This is a genomic window from Solibacillus sp. NPDC093137 (genome assembly GCF_050280445.1).
Taxonomy (GTDB): Bacteria; Bacillota; Bacilli; order Bacillales_A; family Planococcaceae; genus Solibacillus; species Solibacillus isronensis_B.
The window spans coordinates 1427615-1449243 of record NZ_JBNNVH010000001.1; the positions used below are offsets into that span (position 1 = coordinate 1427615).

At 40.9% G+C, this 21629-nt stretch carries 20 protein-coding genes; 1 reads left to right on the forward strand and 19 read right to left on the reverse strand.

Annotated features, from left to right (window positions below):
• Positions 1 to 21 precede the first annotated feature (21 nt).
• The 18 genes from ACQKN3_RS07365 to ACQKN3_RS07450 all read right to left on the reverse strand — a co-directional run bounded on the left by ACQKN3_RS07365 (position 22) and on the right by ACQKN3_RS07450 (position 20075).
• Positions 22 to 816 carry an enoyl-CoA hydratase/isomerase family protein gene (locus ACQKN3_RS07365; RefSeq protein WP_427710523.1) on the reverse strand — a complete coding sequence of 265 codons (795 nt, stop codon included), beginning with the start codon at positions 814 to 816 and terminating at the stop codon, positions 22 to 24.
• Between the two features lie 12 nt (positions 817 to 828).
• Positions 829 to 1590, reverse strand: a complete 762-nt coding sequence (locus ACQKN3_RS07370; RefSeq protein WP_251688710.1) for a 3-hydroxyacyl-CoA dehydrogenase — start codon at positions 1588 to 1590, stop codon at positions 829 to 831.
• A gap of 144 nt (positions 1591 to 1734) precedes the next feature.
• Positions 1735 to 3258, reverse strand: coding sequence for a class I adenylate-forming enzyme family protein (locus ACQKN3_RS07375; RefSeq protein ID WP_427710525.1), 1524 nt, complete (start codon positions 3256 to 3258; stop codon positions 1735 to 1737).
• 76 nt (positions 3259 to 3334) lie between these two features.
• A complete protein-coding gene (locus ACQKN3_RS07380) occupies positions 3335 to 4537 on the reverse strand; it encodes an iron-containing alcohol dehydrogenase (protein ID WP_427710527.1) in 1203 nt (400 codons plus the stop codon).
• Between the two features lie 24 nt (positions 4538 to 4561).
• A complete protein-coding gene (locus ACQKN3_RS07385) occupies positions 4562 to 6079 on the reverse strand; it encodes an aldehyde dehydrogenase family protein (protein WP_427710529.1) in 1518 nt (505 codons plus the stop codon).
• A gap of 57 nt (positions 6080 to 6136) precedes the next feature.
• Positions 6137 to 7015, reverse strand: coding sequence for a R2-like ligand-binding oxidase (locus ACQKN3_RS07390; protein ID WP_251688717.1), 879 nt, complete (start codon positions 7013 to 7015; stop codon positions 6137 to 6139).
• Positions 7016 to 7150: 135 nt separating this feature from the next.
• Positions 7151 to 7531, reverse strand: coding sequence for a MaoC/PaaZ C-terminal domain-containing protein (locus ACQKN3_RS07395; RefSeq protein WP_427710532.1), 381 nt, complete (start codon positions 7529 to 7531; stop codon positions 7151 to 7153).
• Positions 7532 to 7542: 11 nt separating this feature from the next.
• Complete coding sequence (locus tag ACQKN3_RS07400) at positions 7543 to 7950, reverse strand: FAS1-like dehydratase domain-containing protein (RefSeq protein WP_427710534.1); 408 nt, start codon at positions 7948 to 7950, stop codon at positions 7543 to 7545.
• A 54-nt stretch (positions 7951 to 8004) separates the two neighbouring features.
• A complete protein-coding gene (locus ACQKN3_RS07405; protein WP_427710536.1) occupies positions 8005 to 9180 on the reverse strand; it encodes an acyl-CoA dehydrogenase family protein in 1176 nt (391 codons plus the stop codon).
• A gap of 34 nt (positions 9181 to 9214) precedes the next feature.
• Positions 9215 to 10126, reverse strand: coding sequence for an SDR family NAD(P)-dependent oxidoreductase (locus tag ACQKN3_RS07410; protein WP_427710538.1), 912 nt, complete (start codon positions 10124 to 10126; stop codon positions 9215 to 9217).
• A gap of 35 nt (positions 10127 to 10161) precedes the next feature.
• On the reverse strand, positions 10162 to 11448 hold the full coding sequence (locus ACQKN3_RS07415) for an acetyl-CoA hydrolase/transferase family protein (RefSeq protein ID WP_427710540.1): 1287 nt from the start codon (positions 11446 to 11448) through the stop codon (positions 10162 to 10164).
• Between the two features lie 21 nt (positions 11449 to 11469).
• The gene (locus tag ACQKN3_RS07420; protein WP_427710542.1) at positions 11470 to 12663 is read right to left on the reverse strand and encodes a thiolase family protein; all 1194 of its coding nucleotides are present in this window, start codon (positions 12661 to 12663) and stop codon (positions 11470 to 11472) included.
• A 68-nt stretch (positions 12664 to 12731) separates the two neighbouring features.
• The gene (locus tag ACQKN3_RS07425; RefSeq protein ID WP_427710544.1) at positions 12732 to 13907 is read right to left on the reverse strand and encodes an acyl-CoA dehydrogenase family protein; all 1176 of its coding nucleotides are present in this window, start codon (positions 13905 to 13907) and stop codon (positions 12732 to 12734) included.
• A 97-nt stretch (positions 13908 to 14004) separates the two neighbouring features.
• A complete protein-coding gene (locus ACQKN3_RS07430) occupies positions 14005 to 15123 on the reverse strand; it encodes a thiolase family protein (RefSeq protein ID WP_251688733.1) in 1119 nt (372 codons plus the stop codon).
• A 539-nt stretch (positions 15124 to 15662) separates the two neighbouring features.
• Positions 15663 to 17564 carry an LTA synthase family protein gene (locus ACQKN3_RS07435; protein WP_427710547.1) on the reverse strand — a complete coding sequence of 634 codons (1902 nt, stop codon included), beginning with the start codon at positions 17562 to 17564 and terminating at the stop codon, positions 15663 to 15665.
• Between the two features lie 230 nt (positions 17565 to 17794).
• Positions 17795 to 18235, reverse strand: coding sequence for an ASCH domain-containing protein (locus ACQKN3_RS07440; protein ID WP_251688738.1), 441 nt, complete (start codon positions 18233 to 18235; stop codon positions 17795 to 17797).
• Positions 18232 to 19845, reverse strand: coding sequence for a ribosomal protection-like ABC-F family protein (gene abc-f, locus ACQKN3_RS07445; RefSeq protein WP_251688740.1), 1614 nt, complete (start codon positions 19843 to 19845; stop codon positions 18232 to 18234). The genes ACQKN3_RS07440 and abc-f overlap by 4 nt, the downstream gene beginning before the upstream one ends.
• A gap of 98 nt (positions 19846 to 19943) precedes the next feature.
• Positions 19944 to 20075 (reverse strand): RAxF-45 family protein, encoded by a 132-nt coding sequence (locus ACQKN3_RS07450; protein ID WP_427710549.1) that lies wholly within the window; start codon positions 20073 to 20075, stop codon positions 19944 to 19946.
• Positions 20076 to 20407: 332 nt separating this feature from the next.
• Between ACQKN3_RS07450 and ACQKN3_RS07455 the strand changes: the two genes are divergently transcribed.
• Positions 20408 to 21229: a squalene/phytoene synthase family protein gene (locus ACQKN3_RS07455; protein WP_251688742.1), complete on the forward strand. Its 822-nt coding sequence runs from the start codon at positions 20408 to 20410 to the stop codon at positions 21227 to 21229.
• 42 nt (positions 21230 to 21271) lie between these two features.
• Here ACQKN3_RS07455 and ACQKN3_RS07460 read toward each other — a convergent pair whose 3' ends face one another.
• Positions 21272 to 21622, reverse strand: a complete 351-nt coding sequence (locus ACQKN3_RS07460; RefSeq protein ID WP_251688744.1) for a DUF4181 domain-containing protein — start codon at positions 21620 to 21622, stop codon at positions 21272 to 21274.
• Positions 21623 to 21629: the final 7 nt, after the last annotated feature.

Genomic DNA, 21629 nt, shown 5'->3' on the forward strand with positions numbered 1-21629 from the left:
CACGGCCCCCAATTGTCCTATTTATTGATTTGTAACTGTTTTTAAAAAATTCGGAGGGCGTTTCTCAAAGAACGCATGGATGCCTTCATTTACTTCCCCTGTGGTAAATGTTTTCGCAAAAGCTTCCCGTTCAACTAATAAACCTTGTTCCAACGGCAATTCTTCTGCTGCCAAAATACTCTCTTTAATGAGCCCGATCGCTCCTACCGCACTTTGAGCAAGCTTATTTGCGAATGCGATAGCGTTTTCTTCCAACTCTTCCGGAGCTACCGCTTCTGTAATTAAGCCGATTGCTGCAGCTTCGTCAGCTTTTAAACGTTTGCTTAAATACATTAATTCACGTGCTTTTGCTCCGCCCACCAACCTTGTCATACGCTGTGTACCCCCAGCACCTGGCAATAAGCCCAATGATGCTTCCGTTAACCCAATTGTGCCGGCACCCATAATACGGAAATCGCATGCAAGTACGAATTCACATCCACCGCCTAATGCATGGCCATTAATTGCGGCAATTGTTGGTACCCTTAATGCTTCCAGTCGATTGAAAATCTCTTGTACATGTTTTGAGCTTTCGGCAAAATCCACGTTTTCATCAGAGTTGCCCATTTCCCCCAGGTCTGCACCTGCAATAAAGATTTTCGGGTTGGCAGATTTAAACACAATGGCCCGGATTGCCGGATTTTTCTCGACTTCTTCAATCAGCTGCAATAAGTCCTGTTGAATTCCCGCATTTAATGTATTGGCTGGCGGGTTATTAATTGTTACGACGTGTACACCGTAATCCAACTTCTCTATCGTCATTGTTTCAAGGTTCATCCGTTTTCCTCCTTATCTTGGGGCCATGCGAATCGCACCATCAAGTCGAATTGTCTCACCGTTTAACATTGGATTTTCAAAAATCGCCTTTACTAAATGTGCATATTCATCTGCTTCACCTAAACGGGAAGGGAATGGGATTTGTTTTCCTAACGCTTCCTTAAGTGCTTGAGGTGCACTGTTCATTAAAGGTGTATCGAAAATTCCCGGTGCAATCGTCATAACTCGGATGCCATAGCTTGCCAGGTCCCTTGCGATGGGCAATGTCATTCCTACAATTCCACTTTTAGATGCAGAATAGGCAGCCTGGCCGATTTGCCCATCGAATGCCGCTACAGAAGCTGTATTCACAATAACCCCGCGTTCCCCGTGTTCATTTGGTTCATTTGTCATCATGGCAGCTGCCGCTAAACGAATGACATTAAATGTACCAACTAAATTAACTTGAATAATAAAGTTAAATTCATCTAATGGAAATATACCTTTTCTGCCTACTACACGTGTCGAAGTACCAAGACCGGCACAGTTTACAACACCTTGGATGGAACCGTACTTTTCTACAGCACCGTTAATCGCTGCCTGTACGTCTTCTTCCTTTACTACATTCGTTTTAAAAAATAGGCCATTTATTTCATCAGCCACCGCTTGACCCTTTTCTTCATTTAAGTCCAATATGATTGGATAGCCTCCAGCAGCTGCAATCTTTCGTGCAGTCGCTTCACCTAACCCTGAACCTCCACCCGTAACGATAATCGCCTTTTGGTCAAAATTCATTTATTTACCCCTCCTTATATGTGTTCAATCTTTAACCTATTTGCCGTTTCTGGGCATACGCAGTTCGCGACTTGTTCATAACGGCATGATCTGCGTTCTAGTTCATGTACTGAAGTTTAAGAACTCCGACCAACCGACCGCTTCTTATTTAGGCAGTGCATTCTTATCCAAGTTTTTCAATGCTGTCTTCAAAATCTTACCTGTTCCCGATTTCGGAATTTCTTCGATAAAACTTACATAATCCGGTACTTTGTATTCGGCAAGTTTCACTTTGCAGTAGTCTCGAATATCTTCTTCTGTAAGTTCGGTGTCTTTCGATACGACATACGCAACCGTCTTTTCACCAAAAACCGTGTCCGGTCTGCCGATCACAGAGCATTCTACGATAGCCGGATGCTGATACAGCATTTCCTCTATTTCACGAGGGTAAATATTAAACCCGCCGCGAATAATAATGTCTTTTTTACGGTCAACGATAAAGTGATAGCCTTCTTCATCGCGATAGGCCATGTCACCTGTATACAACCAGCCGTCCCTAATCGTATTTGCGGTCTCGTCCGGCTTCTTGTAGTACCCCTTCATCATATTCGGCCCTCTAAATAAGATTTCGCCTACTTCATGATTGGCTACTTCATTGCCTTCAGGATCTACCAGTCTCAAATCGATTCCCGGTAATGGCATCCCGACTGAATTGACTTTTTTCGGTAAGCTACGGTGTGTTGTCAACAGCATGACCGTACTTTCCGTTAAGCCATAACCTTCTGAAATACTTACACCGAACGATTCATTCGTCTTATGCAATAGCTCCGCCGGTAAACTTGCCCCACCTGAACCGGCTGTACGTAATTTTGAGAAGTCCAGCTGCTCTACTAAATGAGGAACCTGGGCAAAGAAAGCATACATTGTCGGTACCCCTAAAAAAATTGTAATTTCATGTTCGGCAATCGCTTTTAATGTTTCTACCGGATGGAACCGTTCTTCCAAATAAATCGCGCAACCGTGGGCAATCGGTGCAAGGAAACCTTGAAGTTTTGCATAAGCATGGAACAATGGTAAGACACATAGGACACGGTCACTCGGAACTAACTGATTGTAGACGGCTGCTGTAATCGCCATCCAGTTTAAATTTCCATGTGTAATCATGGCGCCTTTCGGGTTTCCGGTCGTTCCGGAAGTATAGATAATTTGTGCGACGTCAGATTCATGTAGGGGGACAATTTCTGAAATAGAAGCGGATGTCTCTAGTTGATGCCATGATAAAAATTGTTCATCAGCCGTATCACTGTAATTAATAATTGCTTTAACCGTTTTAAATTGAGCCAATGCGTTTTCGATAACCGGTCTACACGCATCTTCTATAATTAACAATTCAACTTCAGAGTCGTTCAGGATATACGTAACTTCCTGCTCTTTAAATGTAGGGTTGATCGGAACGACTGTACCTCCATTTGCTAAAATAGCAAAATACGTAATAATATATTCCGGGCGGTTTGTCATCATTAAAGCCACATTTGTACCTTTTGTGACACCTTGTTCTTTTAATCCTGCAGCGATAATGTAAACTTTATCTTGCAATTCTTTATAAGTAAGTTGAGCCCCTTTGAAGTGGATGACAGGTTGATCTGGCAAACGTGAAGTTGTTGAAGTAAGCAATTCAACAATGTTCATAATGTAACCTCCTACTTTCAAATTATTGATCAGAGGAAAGGAGGATCCCCCTCTCCTCAAGAGCGCTTTCTTTAAATTAAATACTTACTTTAGAACTGATTACTTCTTTAGAAACGTTTACAATGATGTCATCAGGAATACGGAAACTTAACGACGAAGGATCGTTTTGAACAGCAGGCACAAGTTGCGGAATATCTGCCGCATCAATATTAAACTCGTCAAAGCTTGGCGGCAGATTTACTGCATTTCTTAAGTCAACAATTACATTGATGCACTCATCCAATGTTTCTAGAGGATTTTCTGCATTCGGAATTACCCCTAATGCAGAAGCAAATGCATTTACTTTCGGTAAATACATGTTCGGCATGTTTTTCATAACACTCGGCATGAGAACTGCATTTGCCAATCCATGTGGAATGCCGTATTTTGCACCGTACGTATGGGCTATGTTATGAATTGGAATATTGGCCATCGCCGATTGGAAACTTGTAATAGCCATTGCGCTAGCTTGTAGCATATTAGCACGTGCCGCAACGTTCTTCCCATCATGTACTGCTGTAGTCAAATTTTCGATAATGATTTTTGCAGCATGCAACGCAAATGCATCCGAGAAATTCGTGGATTTTGTTGAGAAAAATCCTTCTACAGCATGTGTTAGTGCATCCATACCTGTAAACGCTGTTACTCTTGGCGGTAAACCGACCGTTAAATCTGGATCCAATACAGCAATATCGGAACTTAAATATGGATTCATTAAATTGCATTTCAAGTTCAGCATTTCATTGAACACTACTGAAATACTGGAAATTTCAGAACCCGTTCCAGCTGTAGTAGGGATCGAAATATGCGGAATACCGAATGGTTTTGCATCTGGCCACACCTCTAGAACATTCCCGGTTAAAATATACTCAACTTGGTTAACACCATTGTAAAGAGCCCACTTGATCGTTTTAGCTGTATCAATAACACTTCCGCCGCCAATGGCAATAATGGAGTCGCCATTGCATTCTTTAAAATACTTCAGACCTCTGTTTATATTGCTTGATTTCGCATCTTGCTGAATATCATCAAATACACCAGCAAGCTTTATGCCTGGTACCATGTCAAATAAACTTTTGATTTTTTGCGTTAATCCGGCATCTGTTAGTCCTTTATCCGAAAAAAGAACAGGGCGCTTTCCGCCTAAACCTTGAATTAAATCCGGCACTAAAATATGTGAACCTGCACCACTTCGGATTTCAGGGCGATGTGTGAATTCAAAATAGGAAGTCGTTTTCATCGTATCTCTCCATTCGTTTTTCGATTAAAAGATTAAACCTAAAGCTGGGCGCTGCGCATTTTCCGTCGTTAAGGACGTGCAAATATTTTTAAGCTCTGTGTAGTCATCAAACACTTGAGCCCCCTGTTCACGACCTAAACCACTTTGCTTATAGCCGCCGAATGGAGCATCAGTACGAAAAATATGCCAGTCATTGATCCAAACTGTTCCCGCATTAATTTTCGTAGCAATTTCATTTGCTTTTGTCACATCACGACCCCAGACACCGCCAGATAATCCGTATTCTGTATCATTTGCAATGTCGATTGCTTCTTTTTCTGTTGAATATTTAATCACGCATAATACCGGACCAAAGATTTCTTCTCTCGCAATCTTCATATCATTTGTTACATCTGCGAAGATTGTCGGTTCGATGAAATACCCATTATCCAGCCCTGGACCTGTTGCCCTTTTACCACCACTAACAAGTCTCGCTCCTTCATCAATGCCTAACTGAATATAATCGAGGATTTTATTCATTTGTGATTCAGAGATAACCGGCCCCATTCCAGTTGTCATATCAAGCGGCTGGCCGAGTTTAATTTTCTTCGTTGTTTCAACTAGTTGTTGCACGGCGATATCATAAATGGATTCATGGACGATGAGGCGTGTACTCGCTTCACATACTTGCCCTGAATGGAAAAATACACCGAGCAGTATTCCCGGAATCGCCACTTCAAGATCTACATCCGGAAGTACTATTGCAGGTGCTTTTCCTCCAAGTTCAAGCGTCACTTTCTTTACCGTACCTGCAGCTTGCGCCATAATTTTTCTGCCTACTTCGGTAGATCCAGTAAACGCCACTTTCGATACATCCGGATGTGTGACAAGCGCATCCCCCACTTCGGCTCCAGGACCAGTGATGACATTTATGACCCCTGGTGGAATACCTGCTTCAACTGCTAATTGTGCAAGTTTCAATGTGCCTAATGGTGTATTTGAAGCCGGCTTAATAATGATGGAGTTCCCCATCGCAATTGCCGGTGCGATTTTCCACATTGCTAAAACTAACGGGAAATTAAATGGAGTGATTGCCGCTACTACACCAAGTGGTTCACGAACGAGTAAGCTTCGGTTCGGACCGAGCTGCTCATTAACAGGAAGCGCTGTCACGGCTTCATATTTCAGCGATAAATCTGCTGTTTGAGTAAGAGAAAGGATTAACTGTCGGATATCCGCGCCACCCAGTTTACGAAGTGTCGCCCCCGTACTAATACCCTCCAGGAAAATTATCTCCTGTGCATGCTCCCTGATTTTCCCCGCAAATAGCAGCATGATCTGTGCACGTTCTGCCTGCGTTTTCTCTGACCACACACCCGATTCAAATACTTCTTTCGCATTTTGAACCGCCTTATTCACATCTTCCTGGTTCCCTTTTGAAACTTTCGCCACAACTTCTGATGTAGCCGGATTGATTACATCAAAAAATTCACCTGAAGCTGGTGGTGTCCATTCACCATTAATAAATTGCGGAAAGATCTTTACTTGTACGTCTGTCGTCATCTTTCATCCCCCTTTAAATAGCAAACTGTCTCGTTACAGCGTCTGATTGATTACTTCCTACACTTCTTCTAAAGCAATGTCCGTATTATAGATTTCTTCCAAAGTCTTTCCTTTTGCTCGGGAAAGGACTGTCAGACGTGCCTGCAATTGCTTCATGGCAAATTCCATCGATTTTCCTCGTTCGATACCAAGGCTTGTTACTTCTTCTTTTCTTTCCGTTAACATCATCGCAATCGGTAACAGCTCCTGCAGTCTTTGTTGTACGCGTTCAAACAGCTCAAGCTCAGGATTTTCACTGATTAGGCGCTGAATGAGGAATGTACCAAAACCAATATGACGTCCTTCGTCACGCTTTACATTTCGAATTCCCGAAATAAACCCTGGGAACAGATTTGATCTTGAGAGTGCTTCATGGAAGAACCAGTAACCGGTTTCAGCCAAAACACCTTCCGCGAAAATGTTGTAAGTAACCGCAGCATCGACCATTGCTTCCGGTGATTGATCATCAATCAATTTACCCATCACTGCCGGCAATGTTTCATCAAATAACTTCCGGTAGCCTGGTGAAAGTAAATGTGTCAAATCTTCCGTTACGCCGATTTCTTCCAGGAACAGACTGAAAAACTCCGCATGCTTCGCTTCTTCAAAAAGGAATGTTGTTAAGTAAGTTTCCTCTTCAAACCATCCCTTTTTTGAAACCGCCATTATCATCGGCAGGATATCTTGTGTGACTGCCTCTTCACCGCCAATAAATTGGGCAAACTGTGTCAGTACCTCTAATTGCTGCTCTTCATTTAATTTCTTCCAGTCTTCTTTATCTTGGCTAAAATCGATATCTACCGGATTCCAGATTCCGAATTTTTTTGCTTTCTGGTATAAATTATACGGTAGTGAATTTTTGTTGATTTCCTGTTTCGTCGTTACATATTCTCTCATTGCCAGTTCCCCCTTAAATTTTGTTAGCTTCATCTATAACTGCTTGAGTATTAAAGAGATTCTCCTGTAATAATTGCAGTCAACATCACAAATTTTACGTATCGAGCCATCTCTCTAGAACAACCGTAAAAGTAATTATTTTCTTATTTCAAAAAATGCTTTTACCTTTACTTCAGCAGCTTCATTGACAGCTTCCGCCTCACAAATCCAGCAAGTATCATTTTCATCAACAATCCGCCCTTGAACTGTTATTCTTTCTCCGGGCCTTGTCATTGCTTTAAATCTCGTTGTGAATTTCTTCAGATTCTTCACTTCGAACCATTGTCCAATTGCCTGGCCGACAAATCCCATAACCAACATGCCATGTGCAATGACCCCGCCTAAACCTGCTGCCTCCGCGAAAGGAACAACGGTATGGATCGGATTGAAATCTCCGGATGCACCCGCATATCGAACGAGCTGTGTATGTGTTATTTCTTCCTTCTGTAAAGGTTCCAGTGTCTGGCCGACTTCCATAAAATGCCCCCCTAATGCCTTTCGATAATCGTGGATCGACTGATTAAAACTGTTTTACCTTGTTTGTCCAAGTAGTCCTTGCGTATGACAAAGAAGTTCATCGCCGCTTTTGTATAAGCTTTTTCAATGACACCATGCACTGTAATTTCCTCATCGGGAACAATTCCCCTGAAATATTCATACTCCTGCTCACCGTGGAGAACCTTTTTCATATTTAAATTCAATAACTCGGATGAGGAGGCACCTCCACCCCAAAAGTCGATCACTGTCGGGAATGTAGGTGGAACTGCTTCTCCGCTCAAAAACTCCTCTTTCAGATCGCCAATCGCTTGTGCCAATTCTTTGATTTTTCCTTTTTCTACTCTAAAAGTGTAGGATTCTAATTTCAGGCCAACTTCTTCCTTATGCCCAGTACTCAAAAAATCACCTCCTCCAACTTCATTTATCATTATTTTCAGATAATTTAAATCATATTATTTCATTGTTGCCGGCGGTGCTTTCTTCAAATAGTCTTTATGAATTTGAGCAGCAATAATATTTTTTTGGATTTCGGACGTACCTTCATATATTTTTGTAATACGGGCATCACGGTAATATCTTTCAACTGGAAAATCTTTCATGTAACCAAGACCACCGTGGATTTGAACAGCTTTATCCGCTATGCGATTATAAATTTCCGAACCTAAAAGCTTTGCCATCGCGGCTTCTTTCATGACATTCACCCCTTGGTCCACCATCCATGCTACCCGGTACGTAAAGGCTCTCAACGTTTCAATATCCAATGCCATTTCCGCCAAGTAATGTTGGATAATTTGCTGGTCAAAAATTGGTTTACCGAACTGTTCACGCTCATGCGCATATTTGACGGATAGCTCAAAAAGTTTTTGCGAAGACCCTAAATTTCTCGCTGCGAGTCCTGCACGGCCATTTGCCAAAATGGTTAAAGCATTGACATAACCTAAGCCTTCTTCACCAAGCACATTTTCAGCCGGAACTTCACAATCCTCGAAGAAGATTTCAGATGAATGGGATCCGCGAAGCCCCATTTTTTCTTCTGTTTTTCCGATGATTAAACCGGGAGCGCTTTTATCTACGAGAAATGAAGTTATCCCCTTTGCACCTTTAGTTGGATCGGTTACAGCCATCACTGTAAAAACTCCTGCAATCGGTGCATTCGTAATATATTGCTTTGCGCCATTCAGAATATATTTGTCCCCTTTACGAACGGCAGTTGTTTTTAAAGCCACTGCATGGGAACCTGCAGTCGTTTCGGTTAAAGCAAACGCACCAATAATGTCACCGGAAGCCATGCGCGGTAAATATTTTCGCTTCTGATCTTCCGTCCCCAATTCCACAATTCCGACAGACCCGATTCCTGTGTGAGCACCAATTACCGTCATATATCCGTTCGATGTACGGCCGATTTCTTCAAAGAGACTACATTTCCCGACCATATCAATGCCTATACCGCCATATTCTGCAGGGATGCTTAGACCGAATAAGCCCATTTCTTTTGACATTCTCATAATATGGTCTGGTATACGGTCTTCACGGTCAATCTGGTCTGCAAGTGGGTCCACTACATTGTCTATAAAATCCCGAATCGATTTTTTCATATCTATTAAATCGGGTGGCAGCTGAAAGTCCATTTTTTCTCTCCCTTCCATTTAGCAGTCCAAACAATTACACTAACGGAGCATACGGGAAGACTTGTGCACTACCTTCGAGCGGTGTAAAACTTGATTGAAGCGACCCTTTAATTGCACTTAAGCTGTCAACAGACCAGCCTTTCGCATTGAAGACAGAACGAATCGGGCGCGGCTGAGAAAACACCATAATTTCCTTTCCTCGCACACCAAATATTTGACCGGAAATATCGGCAGCTTCATCCGATGCCAAAAAGGCAACTAATGGCGCAATATGTGCTGGTGAAAGCTGTTTCAGTCTGTCCACGCGCTCTTTTTCATCCTCTGTTTCTGCAGGGATTGTCCCGATTAATCGACTCCAAGCAAACGGGGCAATCGCATTCGATGTGACATTATACCGTGCCATATCCAACGCCGTACTTTTACTTAACCCTACAATTCCTAATTTGGCAGCTGAATAATTGGCCTGCCCAACATTACCGATTAACCCTGAAGTGGAAGTGAAATGAATAAAGCGCCCACTTTTTTGCTCCTTAAAAATCGTTGATGCTGCTCGCGTCATATTGAATGAACCCTTTAAATGAACCGCAATAACCGCATCCCATTCTTCCTCGCTCATTTTAAATAACATGCGGTCCCGTAAAATACCTGCATTATTTACGACAATATCCAAGCGCCCGAATCTTGAAAGTGCTGTATCTATAATATTGGAAGCAGATTCATAGTCGGCAACGGAATCATAGTTGGCTACAGCTTCTCCGCCAAGTTCCTGTATTTCCCGCACTACCTCATCAGCAATTTTTGTATCATTCCCTTGCCCGTCAGATCCTCCGCCTAAATCATTGACAACTACTTTTGCTCCTTCTTTTGCTAAAAGTAACGCAATATCTCGTCCAATGCCTCGGCCGGAACCTGTAACGATTGCAACTTTATCTTTTAAATTCGTCATAGTTAACACCCTTTCTTATTTGGCTAATTTTCTATTTATACTAATTGTTTGTATTGTTCAGTTAGAGCACCACGGAACTTCGGATGCGCAATGGCAATCAAGCTTTCTGCCCGTTCGCTTAAAGATTTTCCAAACAGTTTTGCAATACCATACTCTGTGACAACGAAGTCGACTTCAGACTTCAGCGACGTCACGTATTTTGTATGAACCTTAATCCGGGATTCCGTTCCATTTTTTGCCGTAGAAGGAAGGGCAATAATTGCTCTTCCACCAGGAGAAAGTTTTGATCCATGAATGAAATCCATCTGACCGCCAACTCCCGCAACAACATAGGAATCCTCAACTTGCTCGGCATTGATTTGCCCGGACAGACTTACTTCCAACGCCGAGTTAATTGAATAGAAGTGGCTTATTTTCGCTATAACTGCCGCATTATGTGTGTAGCTGACCGGATACAGTTCAACACTTTTATTGTGATGACAGAACTCATATAACTCGTTTGTTCCGGTAAGTGTTGTACATACGGTTTTATGACGATTGATTTCTTTTCGTTCGTTCGTAATGACTCCCAGATTGATGAGTTGCATAATGTCATCAGAAATCGAACCCGAATGCACACCTAAGCCCACTTTTGACCGAAGTGATCGGACAATACTGCCTGCGAGTTTGCCGACCCCTACTTGTATCGTCGCATAATCAGGAATCAGCGCTGCTACGTAATTGCCGATAGTATTGTCTTCTTTGGCAGGTTGACTGTTAGGAATCGTAAGTAACGGTCTGTCGGATGAAACAAAACGGTCAATCTGGGATACATGAACCAGTGTTTCACCGGATGTGTAAGGAAGATTGCTGTTTACTTCCGCGATCACAACCGTCGCTTCCTTAATCAATGTCTGTACAACATCTACCGAAAGACCGAGATTGCAAAAACCATCTGCATTTGGCTTTGAAACCTGTATAAGTACAACATCGATTTTCTCTTCTTTGATCCACCTAGGGATGTCCGAGAAATTCAAAGGAACGTAATCACAATGGTTATTTTTGTATGCTTTTTTCAATAAGGATGAATTTAAAAATGTTCGGATTGTAAAGTGTGGTTGACATGATATATCCGCATATTTACACGGACTACCTAAAACGATGGTATATAATAAAATCTCTTGTAACCGTGCCTTTTGACGAATTAATTCTTCTACAAGTACTTGAGGTTCATTACACATCGGTGCCAAAAATATTGTTTGAGAGGATTCAATAAGCTGGATTGCTTTTTCAGCAGTGGTACATTTTTTTGTATACTGGTATTTCCAATCGGTATTGTTCATTTGATCAGCTCCAGTACATATTTACAACTGCATATTTTCAACAATTGTTGTAATACCAAGTCCGCCGCCGATACAGAATGTAACTAAACCGTATTTTTCTCCGCGCCTTTCCATTTCATGAAGCAGCTTTGTCATTAATACACCGCCTGTGCCTCCAATTGGATGACCTAGGGCGATTGCGCCACCATTTACATTGACTCGGTCTATGTCCATGCCAAGTTCTTTAATGACGGCTAAAGATTGAGCTGCAAAGGCTTCATTTAATTCAATTAACCCGATCTGATCGAGTGTTAAATTCGCCATTTTCAATGCTTTTCTAGTTGCCGGCGCAGGGCCAATTCCCATAATATCAGGCGAAACCCCTGCTACAGCCTGCGCAATGATTTTTGCTTTAGGCTTTTTATCATACTGTGCAGCCGCTTCTTCCGACATCAGCATGATTACACCCGCCCCATCATTACGACCACTAGTATTTCCGGCAGTTACTGTGCCATTTTCTTTAAAAACAGGTTTTAACTGTGATAATTTCTCAAATGTTGTTCCCCTTGGATGCTCGTCTACTTTAAATTCAACGATTCCCTTTTTCGTCTTCACCTCAAATGGGACAATTTGATCCGTGAACAATCCCGACTCGATCGCTCTTTTCGCATTTTCCTGGCTTCTTAAGGCGAACTCGTCTTGTTCACTTCGGGAAATCGAGTATTTTACAGCCAAGTTCTCAGCAGTCAATCCCATCGTTAATGCGCCATATGTTTCAATCGGCTGGGCACGGGGCTGACTTTCCGTGTTTGAATCGAGAATTTCACCGTTTCCTGCACCATAACCGTATCGAACATTTCGTAAATAGTATGGCGCAGTGCTCATACTTTCAGCTCCGCCCGCAATAATAATATCGGACAGTCCACACATGATTTGCTGAGCACCGCTATTCATCGCCTGCAGTCCCGATCCGCACTGCCGGTGAACAGTATAACCGGTAATTTCAATCGGAAAACCTGCACGTAAAAGGGCTAAACGGGCCAGATTCGGCGAGTCTGTACTTTGCTTCGCTTGCCCAATAATGACTTCATCGACTTTACTCTTGTCGATACCGGTACGGACAGTAATTTCATCCAATACTTTTGCCGCAAGATAATCTACTTCCACATCTTTTAATGTTTCGCCCATGCGACCGACTGCTGTACGTACAGAGTCTATTATTACGGCATTTTTCATTTCATCTCACCTCATAAATTCATAGTACGAATCATGTGCTTTAACTAGATGAAGTAATTTCGGATTTATTACAGTCCTAAATTTTTGGCAATGATGACTTTCATAATTTCGTTGGAACCGGCGAAAATTGGTGTAACTGCAATATCGCGGAACCGTCTTGCAATTTTGTATTCTTCCATATAGCCGTATCCGCCATGTAATTGCATACATTCTACCGAAATTTTCCGCGCCATATCCGTTATCCACCATTTTGCCATTGATACTTCCGTCACAATATCCTGTCCTTCTAAATGACGAATGATCAAATCATCTACAAATGTTTGGCCGATTTTTACTTGTGTCGCAATTTCAGCCAGAGTAAACTGTGTATTTTGGAATTTACCAATCGGTTTCCCAAACGCTTCCCGCTCTTTAACATATTGCAGCGTTAAGTCGAGCATATCTTTTGCAGCGGTAATTGCCCCTACTGCTGTCAATAGGCGTTCTTGCTGCAACTTTTGCATTAAATACAAGAAACCTTTTCCTTCTTCACCAAGAAGGTTTTCTGCAGGTACTCGTACATTTTCAAAAATAAGTTCTGCTGTATCCTGGCTATGCATGCCAACCTTGTCTAATTTTCTGCCGCGTGAGAATCCTTCCATCCCTCTTTCAACAATTAGTAAGCTTACCCCATTATGGGCTGGTACCGCTTTAGGATCTGTTTTACAGGCGATGATGATAACATCGGAAAGAATTCCGTTCGTAATGAAGGTTTTTTGACCGTTTACAATATAGTCGGAGCCATCTTTAATTGCTGTTGTCGTCATTTTCTGTAAATCCGAACCTGCACCCGGCTCTGTCATTGCAATGGCTGAAATCCATTCACCGCTTACAAACTTCGGAAGATACTTCATCTTCTGCTCTTCTGTTCCAAAAGAAGTGATATACGGCGTTACGACATTACTATGCAGTCCAATTCCACTTAGACCGCCACCGACTTTTGACAATTCCTCAGATAAAACAATATCAAAAATAAAGTCCAAGCCCATTCCGCCGTACTTTTCCTCTACGCTTGGACATAAAAATCCCTGACTGCCTAATTTTGTCCATAGGTCACGCGGAACGATGCGATCATGCTCCCATTGTGTAAAATAAGGATCAATCTCTTTTTCTACAAATTTTCTAAGAGACTCCCGGAACATAATATGATCATTATTAAAAAACGTACGGGACTCTTTTCTTGTTTTCGCCAATGTTTTATTCATTTATTTCACTCTTTCTTCGTCATATTTTTAACACCTTATCTATTGAAAGCGATTACATATCTTTTCGTGAATTTATAAAATATGAATAGAGTTTTATTTAAAGTCTCTCAATAATTGTTGCATTGGCCATGCCCATTCCTTCACAAATCGCAAGCAAGCCATAGCGCTGATTATTACGCTCCATGCGGTAAAGCATCGTCGTTAATAATTTTGTTCCTGTTGCGCCAAGTGGATGACCTAATGCAATCGCACCACCATCCGGATTCAATTTTTCCAGATCCGCACCAAGCTCTTTTGCCCAAACGATCGGTACAGGTGCAAAAGCTTCATTTACTTCGTACGTATCCATATCATCAATCGTTAAGTTTGCCTTTTCAAGGACACGTTTTGTCGCTTCAATTGGACCTGTGAGCATAAGTGTCGGATCAGAACCTACGACAGTACGCGCAATGATTTTCGCCATCGGTTTCACACCAAGTTCCTGCGCTTTTTCACTCGACATAATGAGTACTGCTGATGCACCATCACTCATTTGTGACGAAGTTCCTGCAGAAATAAATCCGTCTTCTTTAAACAGCTTTCTTAAGCCTTGCAGAACTTCGACGGTCGTTCCCGGTCTTGGTCCCTCGTCAGTATCTACATCACCGATCGCTACAATTTCATCATCAAAATAGCCTGCTTCAATTGCTTGAGTGGCACGCTGCTGGCTCAGCACAGAATAGTCATTAATTTCCTGCTCTGTTAACTCCCATTGTTCAGCTATACGCTCTGCGGATAACCCTTGGTGAATCAACTCATATTTTTTGATACGGTCACTTTTGCGCGTGCCCTCCATATTCGATCCCATCGGTACACGGCTCATGCTTTCAATACCACCCGCGATCACAATGTCCATATCACCTGCTATAATCGCTTGCGCCGCAAAATGAACTGCCTGTAAACTCGAGCCGCATTGCCGGTCAATCGTTACACCGGGCACTTCAATCGGAAAGCCTGCCATCAATGCAGCAATTCGTGCGATATTCCCGCCTTGCTCCAGTGTTTGGGTGACACAGCCAAAAATAACATCTTCAACAAGTGCCTTTTCAATTCCCGCTCGCTTTACTACATCCTCCAGTACATCTGCAGCTAAATCATCTGCCCGTACTTCTGCCAAAACACCATTTCTTCTGCCTACCGGTGTTCGTGTTGCAGCGACGATTACGGCTTCTCTCATTCATTCATTCCCCCTTAATAAATTGGGTGTTGGCGAATCATTTAATTTAGATCGCCTCCTAAAAATCCTAAACCATTTCGCTTTCACAAAAAACAATATATGTTGTTTATACAAAAAGATTACAACCTATTAAGTAATTAATTATCTGTCTATTAATTTATATAGATAATGCTGCTAAAATATTCTCAACAAATTAGTACTTTTAAATAGTAAAATTCACCTTTACGACATTAATTGTTATTGTTTTAATAACAAATCATGCTTTCATTTATACTTTCAATATAAGTTAACACATTACTTCAGAAGGTAATTAACAGGATGAATGCATGGTTTTATATGTAAATCGAACTTCTTACCTGATAGTAATTTATTATGAAACAGATAGAGTTCCTTGACTATTTCACTGCAATTTGAAAAGTATTTTCTTCCTCTGAATCTTTATTAATTATTTTTTAAGCCATAATAAAAAGGCATCACCTATTTGAATTAATCAAATTAGATGATGCCTCAGAAAATATGTTCAATTTTAAACTATCTACTTACTCTTTTATGCTTCCGTCTTTGGAATGGAAGCGCAATAAATCCCCATTTACAACTTTATCGGAATAGTGAAGTTTTTCTTCTACCGTCGCTTTTAATTTATCTGCTGTTTCCAATTTCGATTCATCGAGCTCTTCACCTGTTTTCGGATCGTAGTATTTGCCGTCCAACGAATAGATTGTCGGGCTGACAAAATTACCGTTTCTAAACGGAACGATTTCGCTATGTTCTTCAGAAAGCAGGTCTGTCCCAAAATGGATATTGTTTTTCGTTTCAACACCAAGTAAATGCAACACTGTCGGAAGAAGGTCTATTTGGCCACCATACGTATGGTTAACGCCACCTTCCATTCCCGGTACATGAATAAATAGCGGCACACGCTGTAAATCTGCATTTACAACAGGTGTAACTTCTTCACCAATAATTTGTTCCATCGCTTTATTATGGTTATCGGAAATTCCGTAATGGTCTCCGTACATTACAATCATTGTATTTTCATAAAGCCCGGATTCTTTTAAATACGTAAAGAACTGTTCAATCGCTTCGTCAGCGTATCGAGCTGTCTGGAAATAATTATCGACACTCGCATCGCCTGTTGTCGCCTTACCGATCGTCGCTAAATCCTGATCAATCTTGTAAGGGAAGTGATGGGCAACCGTAATGAATTTTGTATAGAATGGCTGCGGCAATGTTTCAAGCAAGCTTTCCGACTGCTCGAAAAATGGTTTATCCATTAAGCCGTACTCCGCCATATTTTTCGAATCGGCTGTATCATACGAACCTTCGTCAAAAAATTCGTCATAGCCGAACTGGTTGTAAATAATATTTCGGTTCCAGAAACTACCGTTATTTCCGTGGAACACTGCTGATGTATAGCCATAGTCTTTTAATATCGATGGTGCAGCTTCAAATGTATTCTGACCTTTTGTAATAAAGGCCGAACCTTGTGGCAATCCGAATAATGAATTCTCTAACATAAATTCAGCATCGGAAGTTTTCCCCTGCGCCGTTTGATGATAAAAGTTATCGAAATACATTGTGTTTTCATTTTTAACTAACGAATTTAAATACGGTGTTACTTGTTGGCCTTCAAGCTCATAATCAATTAAAAATGACTGCATGGATTCCAGATGCAAATAAATTACATTCATATCTTTTGCTTTACCAAAGTACTTCTCGTTTGGCTGGGCTGAAAATGAATTTGTAAAGTTAATAATTTCAGCAATATCACTGCTGTCTGCTGAAGCACGTTCTGAAGATGCTTCAAACGTTTTAACAGAATCATAAATTGTATAATTGTACATACCTAAATATTTCACGATATAACTGCGGTCAAAGCCACGGCTCAATAAATCCGGGCGGTCAGCTTCCGCTAATTGCAAGTTAACAATTGATAATACAATTGCTGCTGCTATAACAGCTGCAGGCATTTTGAATCCGACTTTGCCGGATTGGAAATTAATTTTCTTTGAGAAACGAATATATATCAGTACAAAAATATCCACAAAAAATAATAAATCAGTCGGTTTTAATAATGTTAAAACACTGCCGCCTAAATCTCCGAAATTTTGTGTTTGAGAAATCGTTGGAAGCGTAATAAAATCACTGAAGAAACGATAATATACAGAATTCGCAAATAATAGAAATGTCATCAATGTATAAAGGATGATCAATGCTGTCAGTCTTCTTTTTCTTTTAAACAGAAAAGCAACTGCTAAAAATAGTACCGCAGAACCTAATGGGTTAATTAATAAAAGAAACTGTTGAAGTGGCCCCTCTACACCCAACTTAAACTGCGTCAATTGTGTAATATAAGTTTTCGCCCATAGCATTAAAACCGCAAGAACGAAAATCCCTAGAAAATTGTTTATTAAGCTTTTATTTTTTACTAAGTTTTTCACCTTGTAATCACTCTTTCTATTCAAGACGTTTTCCTTTTTTATTTAGAAAAACAAGAATCAATATATCAAAAAAACATTAACCTATGCAACTATTATGTAACGTTTTTCGATAGCAATTGTTGCCAGGAAGTGTTGAAATTGAACGAAAACAGTGAAAAAATGGAGGTTTGCTTAAACAAATTCCTCCATTTTGTATAAGTTTAGCTATTAATATTGCAACTTTCTAATCTTTATTTAGGAAAAACTTTTTTAAAGCGATCACAAACTGTCAGCATTTCTTCGGTAAATTCCAGACCAAGTTTGGAAAGTTCTCTGCTAAAAAACGCGACATGTGCTTCCTTCCACTCCTCATAAGTACCTTCTCCTTCTGCCAATGCAAAATCAACCGGTACTTCATTGAATGGGTAAATTTCAATAGAATAAGATTGGATGATCGCAACAGGTTCATCATGACTGTTTAAAACAATCTGGTAGTCCCCCACTTCCGGCAAACTTTCTTCTTCAAGTTCATACAACGGAAAACTTGAGCAAGTTGCTCTTTTAACGCCATCTACTACAAGTTCTGCAAGCCAATCCGCTTTTTCACCAAACTGAAATGCTTCTTTATAACGAATATTTTGCAAACCTTCTGACTCACAAAAGCGCTGCCAATATGCTTCGATTTGATTCATTTGCATAACTCCTTTTGTTTCGACTGTGCCCATTCAAATGGCCCTTCATGTACGATAAGCTGCTGATTTTCCAGCCATGCCGTTCTCGTAAATAGTTTTTGCAGAAAATAACGGTCATGGCTAATCGCAAGTATTGTTCCTTCAAAGTTTTCCAATGCTTCTTCAAGCGCTTCCCTTGACTCAATATCAAGATGGTTCGTCGGTTCATCCAAAACGAGAACATTGCATTTTTGAACCATTAATTGAGCTAGTCGAAGCCTCATCTTTTCCCCGCCGCTTAGTTGATCCACCTTTTTAAATACGTCATGACCGTAAAATAAAAATTTGGCGAGCATATGCCGCGCATCGTATTCCGTTAATGACACCTGCTCTCGGAAAGCATCAATAAGACGCTGTTTGCCGTTAAATTGGTCAAACTGCTGTGCAAGGTATCCGATCTTTAAATTGCTGCCCTGTTTTGCATCCCCATCAACAGGCTCAATTTCCCCTAATAGAATTTTTATTAACGTGGATTTTCCTGTTCCGTTATTTCCAACAATCGCCATCCGATCTTGAAAATGGACCGATAACTGAACATCCATAAATAAAAAGTCCTGTTCAAACCCGTGGGAAATGTTTTTTAGCATAAATACTTCTTTTCCAGTCCGGTCTTCTGCCTTCAGCTGTAAATTCATCTGGCGCTCGGTTTTTGGCTTTTTGACAATTTCCATTCGAGCCAGCATCTTCTCCATTACTTTCGCTTTGCGGTATAGATCAGGATTCGGAGGAGAAGCCTCATTCGCCCATTGACGTAATCGGCGAATTGCCTCTTTTATCTTCTGAATCTTTTTTTGCTGTTCTTCATATGCTGCAAACTGCTGCGCTATTTTTGCCTCTTTATTTTTAATGTACTGATCATAGTTACCCTTGCTCATCCAAATCTGTCCGTCTTCAATTTCTGCCACATACTGAACAATTTTATTTAAAAACATCCGGTCATGCGAGATTACAACAACGGTACCTTTAAAGTATTGCAAATAGTCTTCAAGCCATTGTGTTGCAGCAAGATCCAAATGATTTGTCGGTTCATCTAACAGCAAAATATCGGGCTGCTGCAGTAATATTTGAGCGAGCATTACCTTTGTTTTTTCACCGCCGCTGAGCGCATGAAAAGGTTGATCCAATAGTTTTGTAATCGCGAGTCCATTGGCAATCGATGCAATTTTCGCTTCAGTTTCGTAGCCACCGTTTGCTAAATAGTGCTCTTGCAGCTCTCCATATTGATTTAAAATCTTCTCGGATAAATCAGTTACCATCTTCATTTCCAACTGAGACAGACGATCTTTAATATCATGTAATTCAGCAAATGCTTTTGACAATACATCAAAAACTGATATATCCGTGTATTGAGGTATTTGATGCAAGTAGCCGATTGTTTGACCTTTCGATTTTATGATTCGCCCTTCATCCGGCTGTTCAATACCTGCCAGCACTTTAAATAATGTTGTTTTCCCACTGCCGTTTCGACCGACGATTGCGATACGTTCACCGGCATTCACTTCAAAAGAAAGTTCCTTAAAAATGGTGTTGCCACCGATAATTTTCGTTATGTTTTCTGCTTTCAACTGCATATTTCTACGCCTCCACCGGCGCAGCTAAAATAACAAAAAGACTGCTCATTAACGAGAGCAGCCTTTTCAGTAGTGGTGAAAAGAATGAAGTTAATTAGCTACGCATTATTTTTAAATTGTCTAAAAAAGGACATACCTATCCCGTTAGACCCAAATTTAAAAGTAATGACACGTGCAAAATACATAGCTGTATCCACTTTTACACCTGTCTCGATCGCTAACTTTTTCATTCCGTTCACCTCCGTCCATTATAATTGTTCTAATATTACCATATTTCAATTAATATGTACATACTGGAAATGTGTGTGTTTTCTTATTGGGAGTTGCGGCTCTAGGGTTTCTACTTTCATGGCAAGCGGTTCTACTTTAGCATTTAAACTTTCTATTTTTCGTTCCACTCGTTCCACAATTGAGCTCCTAGGTTCTAATACGCCGCTTTCTTTCTCCCTACTAATCACTCCCGGCCACAAATCTTCAAAAGCCGGAACTTTTATTTTCACTTTTCACAGATTTGCGATACGATAGGAAGTGGATGCAATTTAGAATGGAGGAAGTTTTCCTTATGTCGAACAAAGCTTTACAAAAAGATGCGATGCGCGTTTTAAAAGAGACGAGCCGTACATTTTATATCCCCATTACTTTTTTAGATAAAGAATTAAAATTAACGGTTGCTGCTGCATATTTAGCAATGCGGGCAATTGATGAAATTGAAGATCACGAAGATGTTTCCAATGAAATGAAAAATGCGACATTATTAAAAGTAGCGGAATTATTGAAAGCTCCTGCCTTTGATAACGATGCTTATCTTGCTGCACTTGCACCTGTAAAGGACAAAATGCCTGAAGTTACACTTCGTCTAGCTGACTGGCTGGAAGTTTGTCCTAAAGGGGCATTCCCGATTGTCACTTCTGCGACGAGTGAAATGGCGGAGGGAATGGCTAAATGGGCACTCGCAAATTGGCAGGTGCATACGAAGGAAGACTTGGACGACTATACATACTATGTGGCTGGTTTGGTCGGTGTCATGCTTTCGGAGCTTTGGGAATGGAGCGCCGGTACGAAAACAGACCGTGAGCTGGCAATTGGCTATGGTCGCGGCTTACAGGCAGTAAACATTTTACGAAATGAGCAGGAAGATTTGGATGAGCGCGGTGTCAGCTTCGTTCCGGATGGCTGGACACGGGCTGAACTATTTGCTTATGCGGAGGAAAACCTGGCAAAGGCCGACCTTTATATGAAGGATTTAGATAAACGTTCGATCAAATTGTTCTGCAGACTGCCTTTAGCATTGGCACATAAAACGTTACAGGCGATGAGAGAAGGACGAGAAAAAATGTCCCGCTCAGAAGTTGAAGCAACAGTAGAAGAAATCCAGGTAGACTAAAAAGAAGTGTGTTGAGGGATACCCTCCAACACACTTCTTTTCTTACATTATAATGGCAATTGCGATACTGCAAATTGCACAAAGCACTACATAAGTAAATGAAATTATATGACGACGCTTTTCTCTTCTAAACCAAAACTCCAATAATCCACGGACTATAAATAAAATCATAATGAACGCAAACAATACCGAATATAATGTTTTTTGGTCAAATAGATTAATAGTTACATACGATAAAAACATGAAACATAGAAGGATTTCCAAGACGAAATGCCAAATCCCCACATACTGATCCATAAATTTCTCGTTTTTTGGGATGTTATATTTTTTGCGTAAGTTTAAATCGAGTAAACCTGCTCCAAAAAATGCGATGATGACTACTACAATTAACACAAGCGAC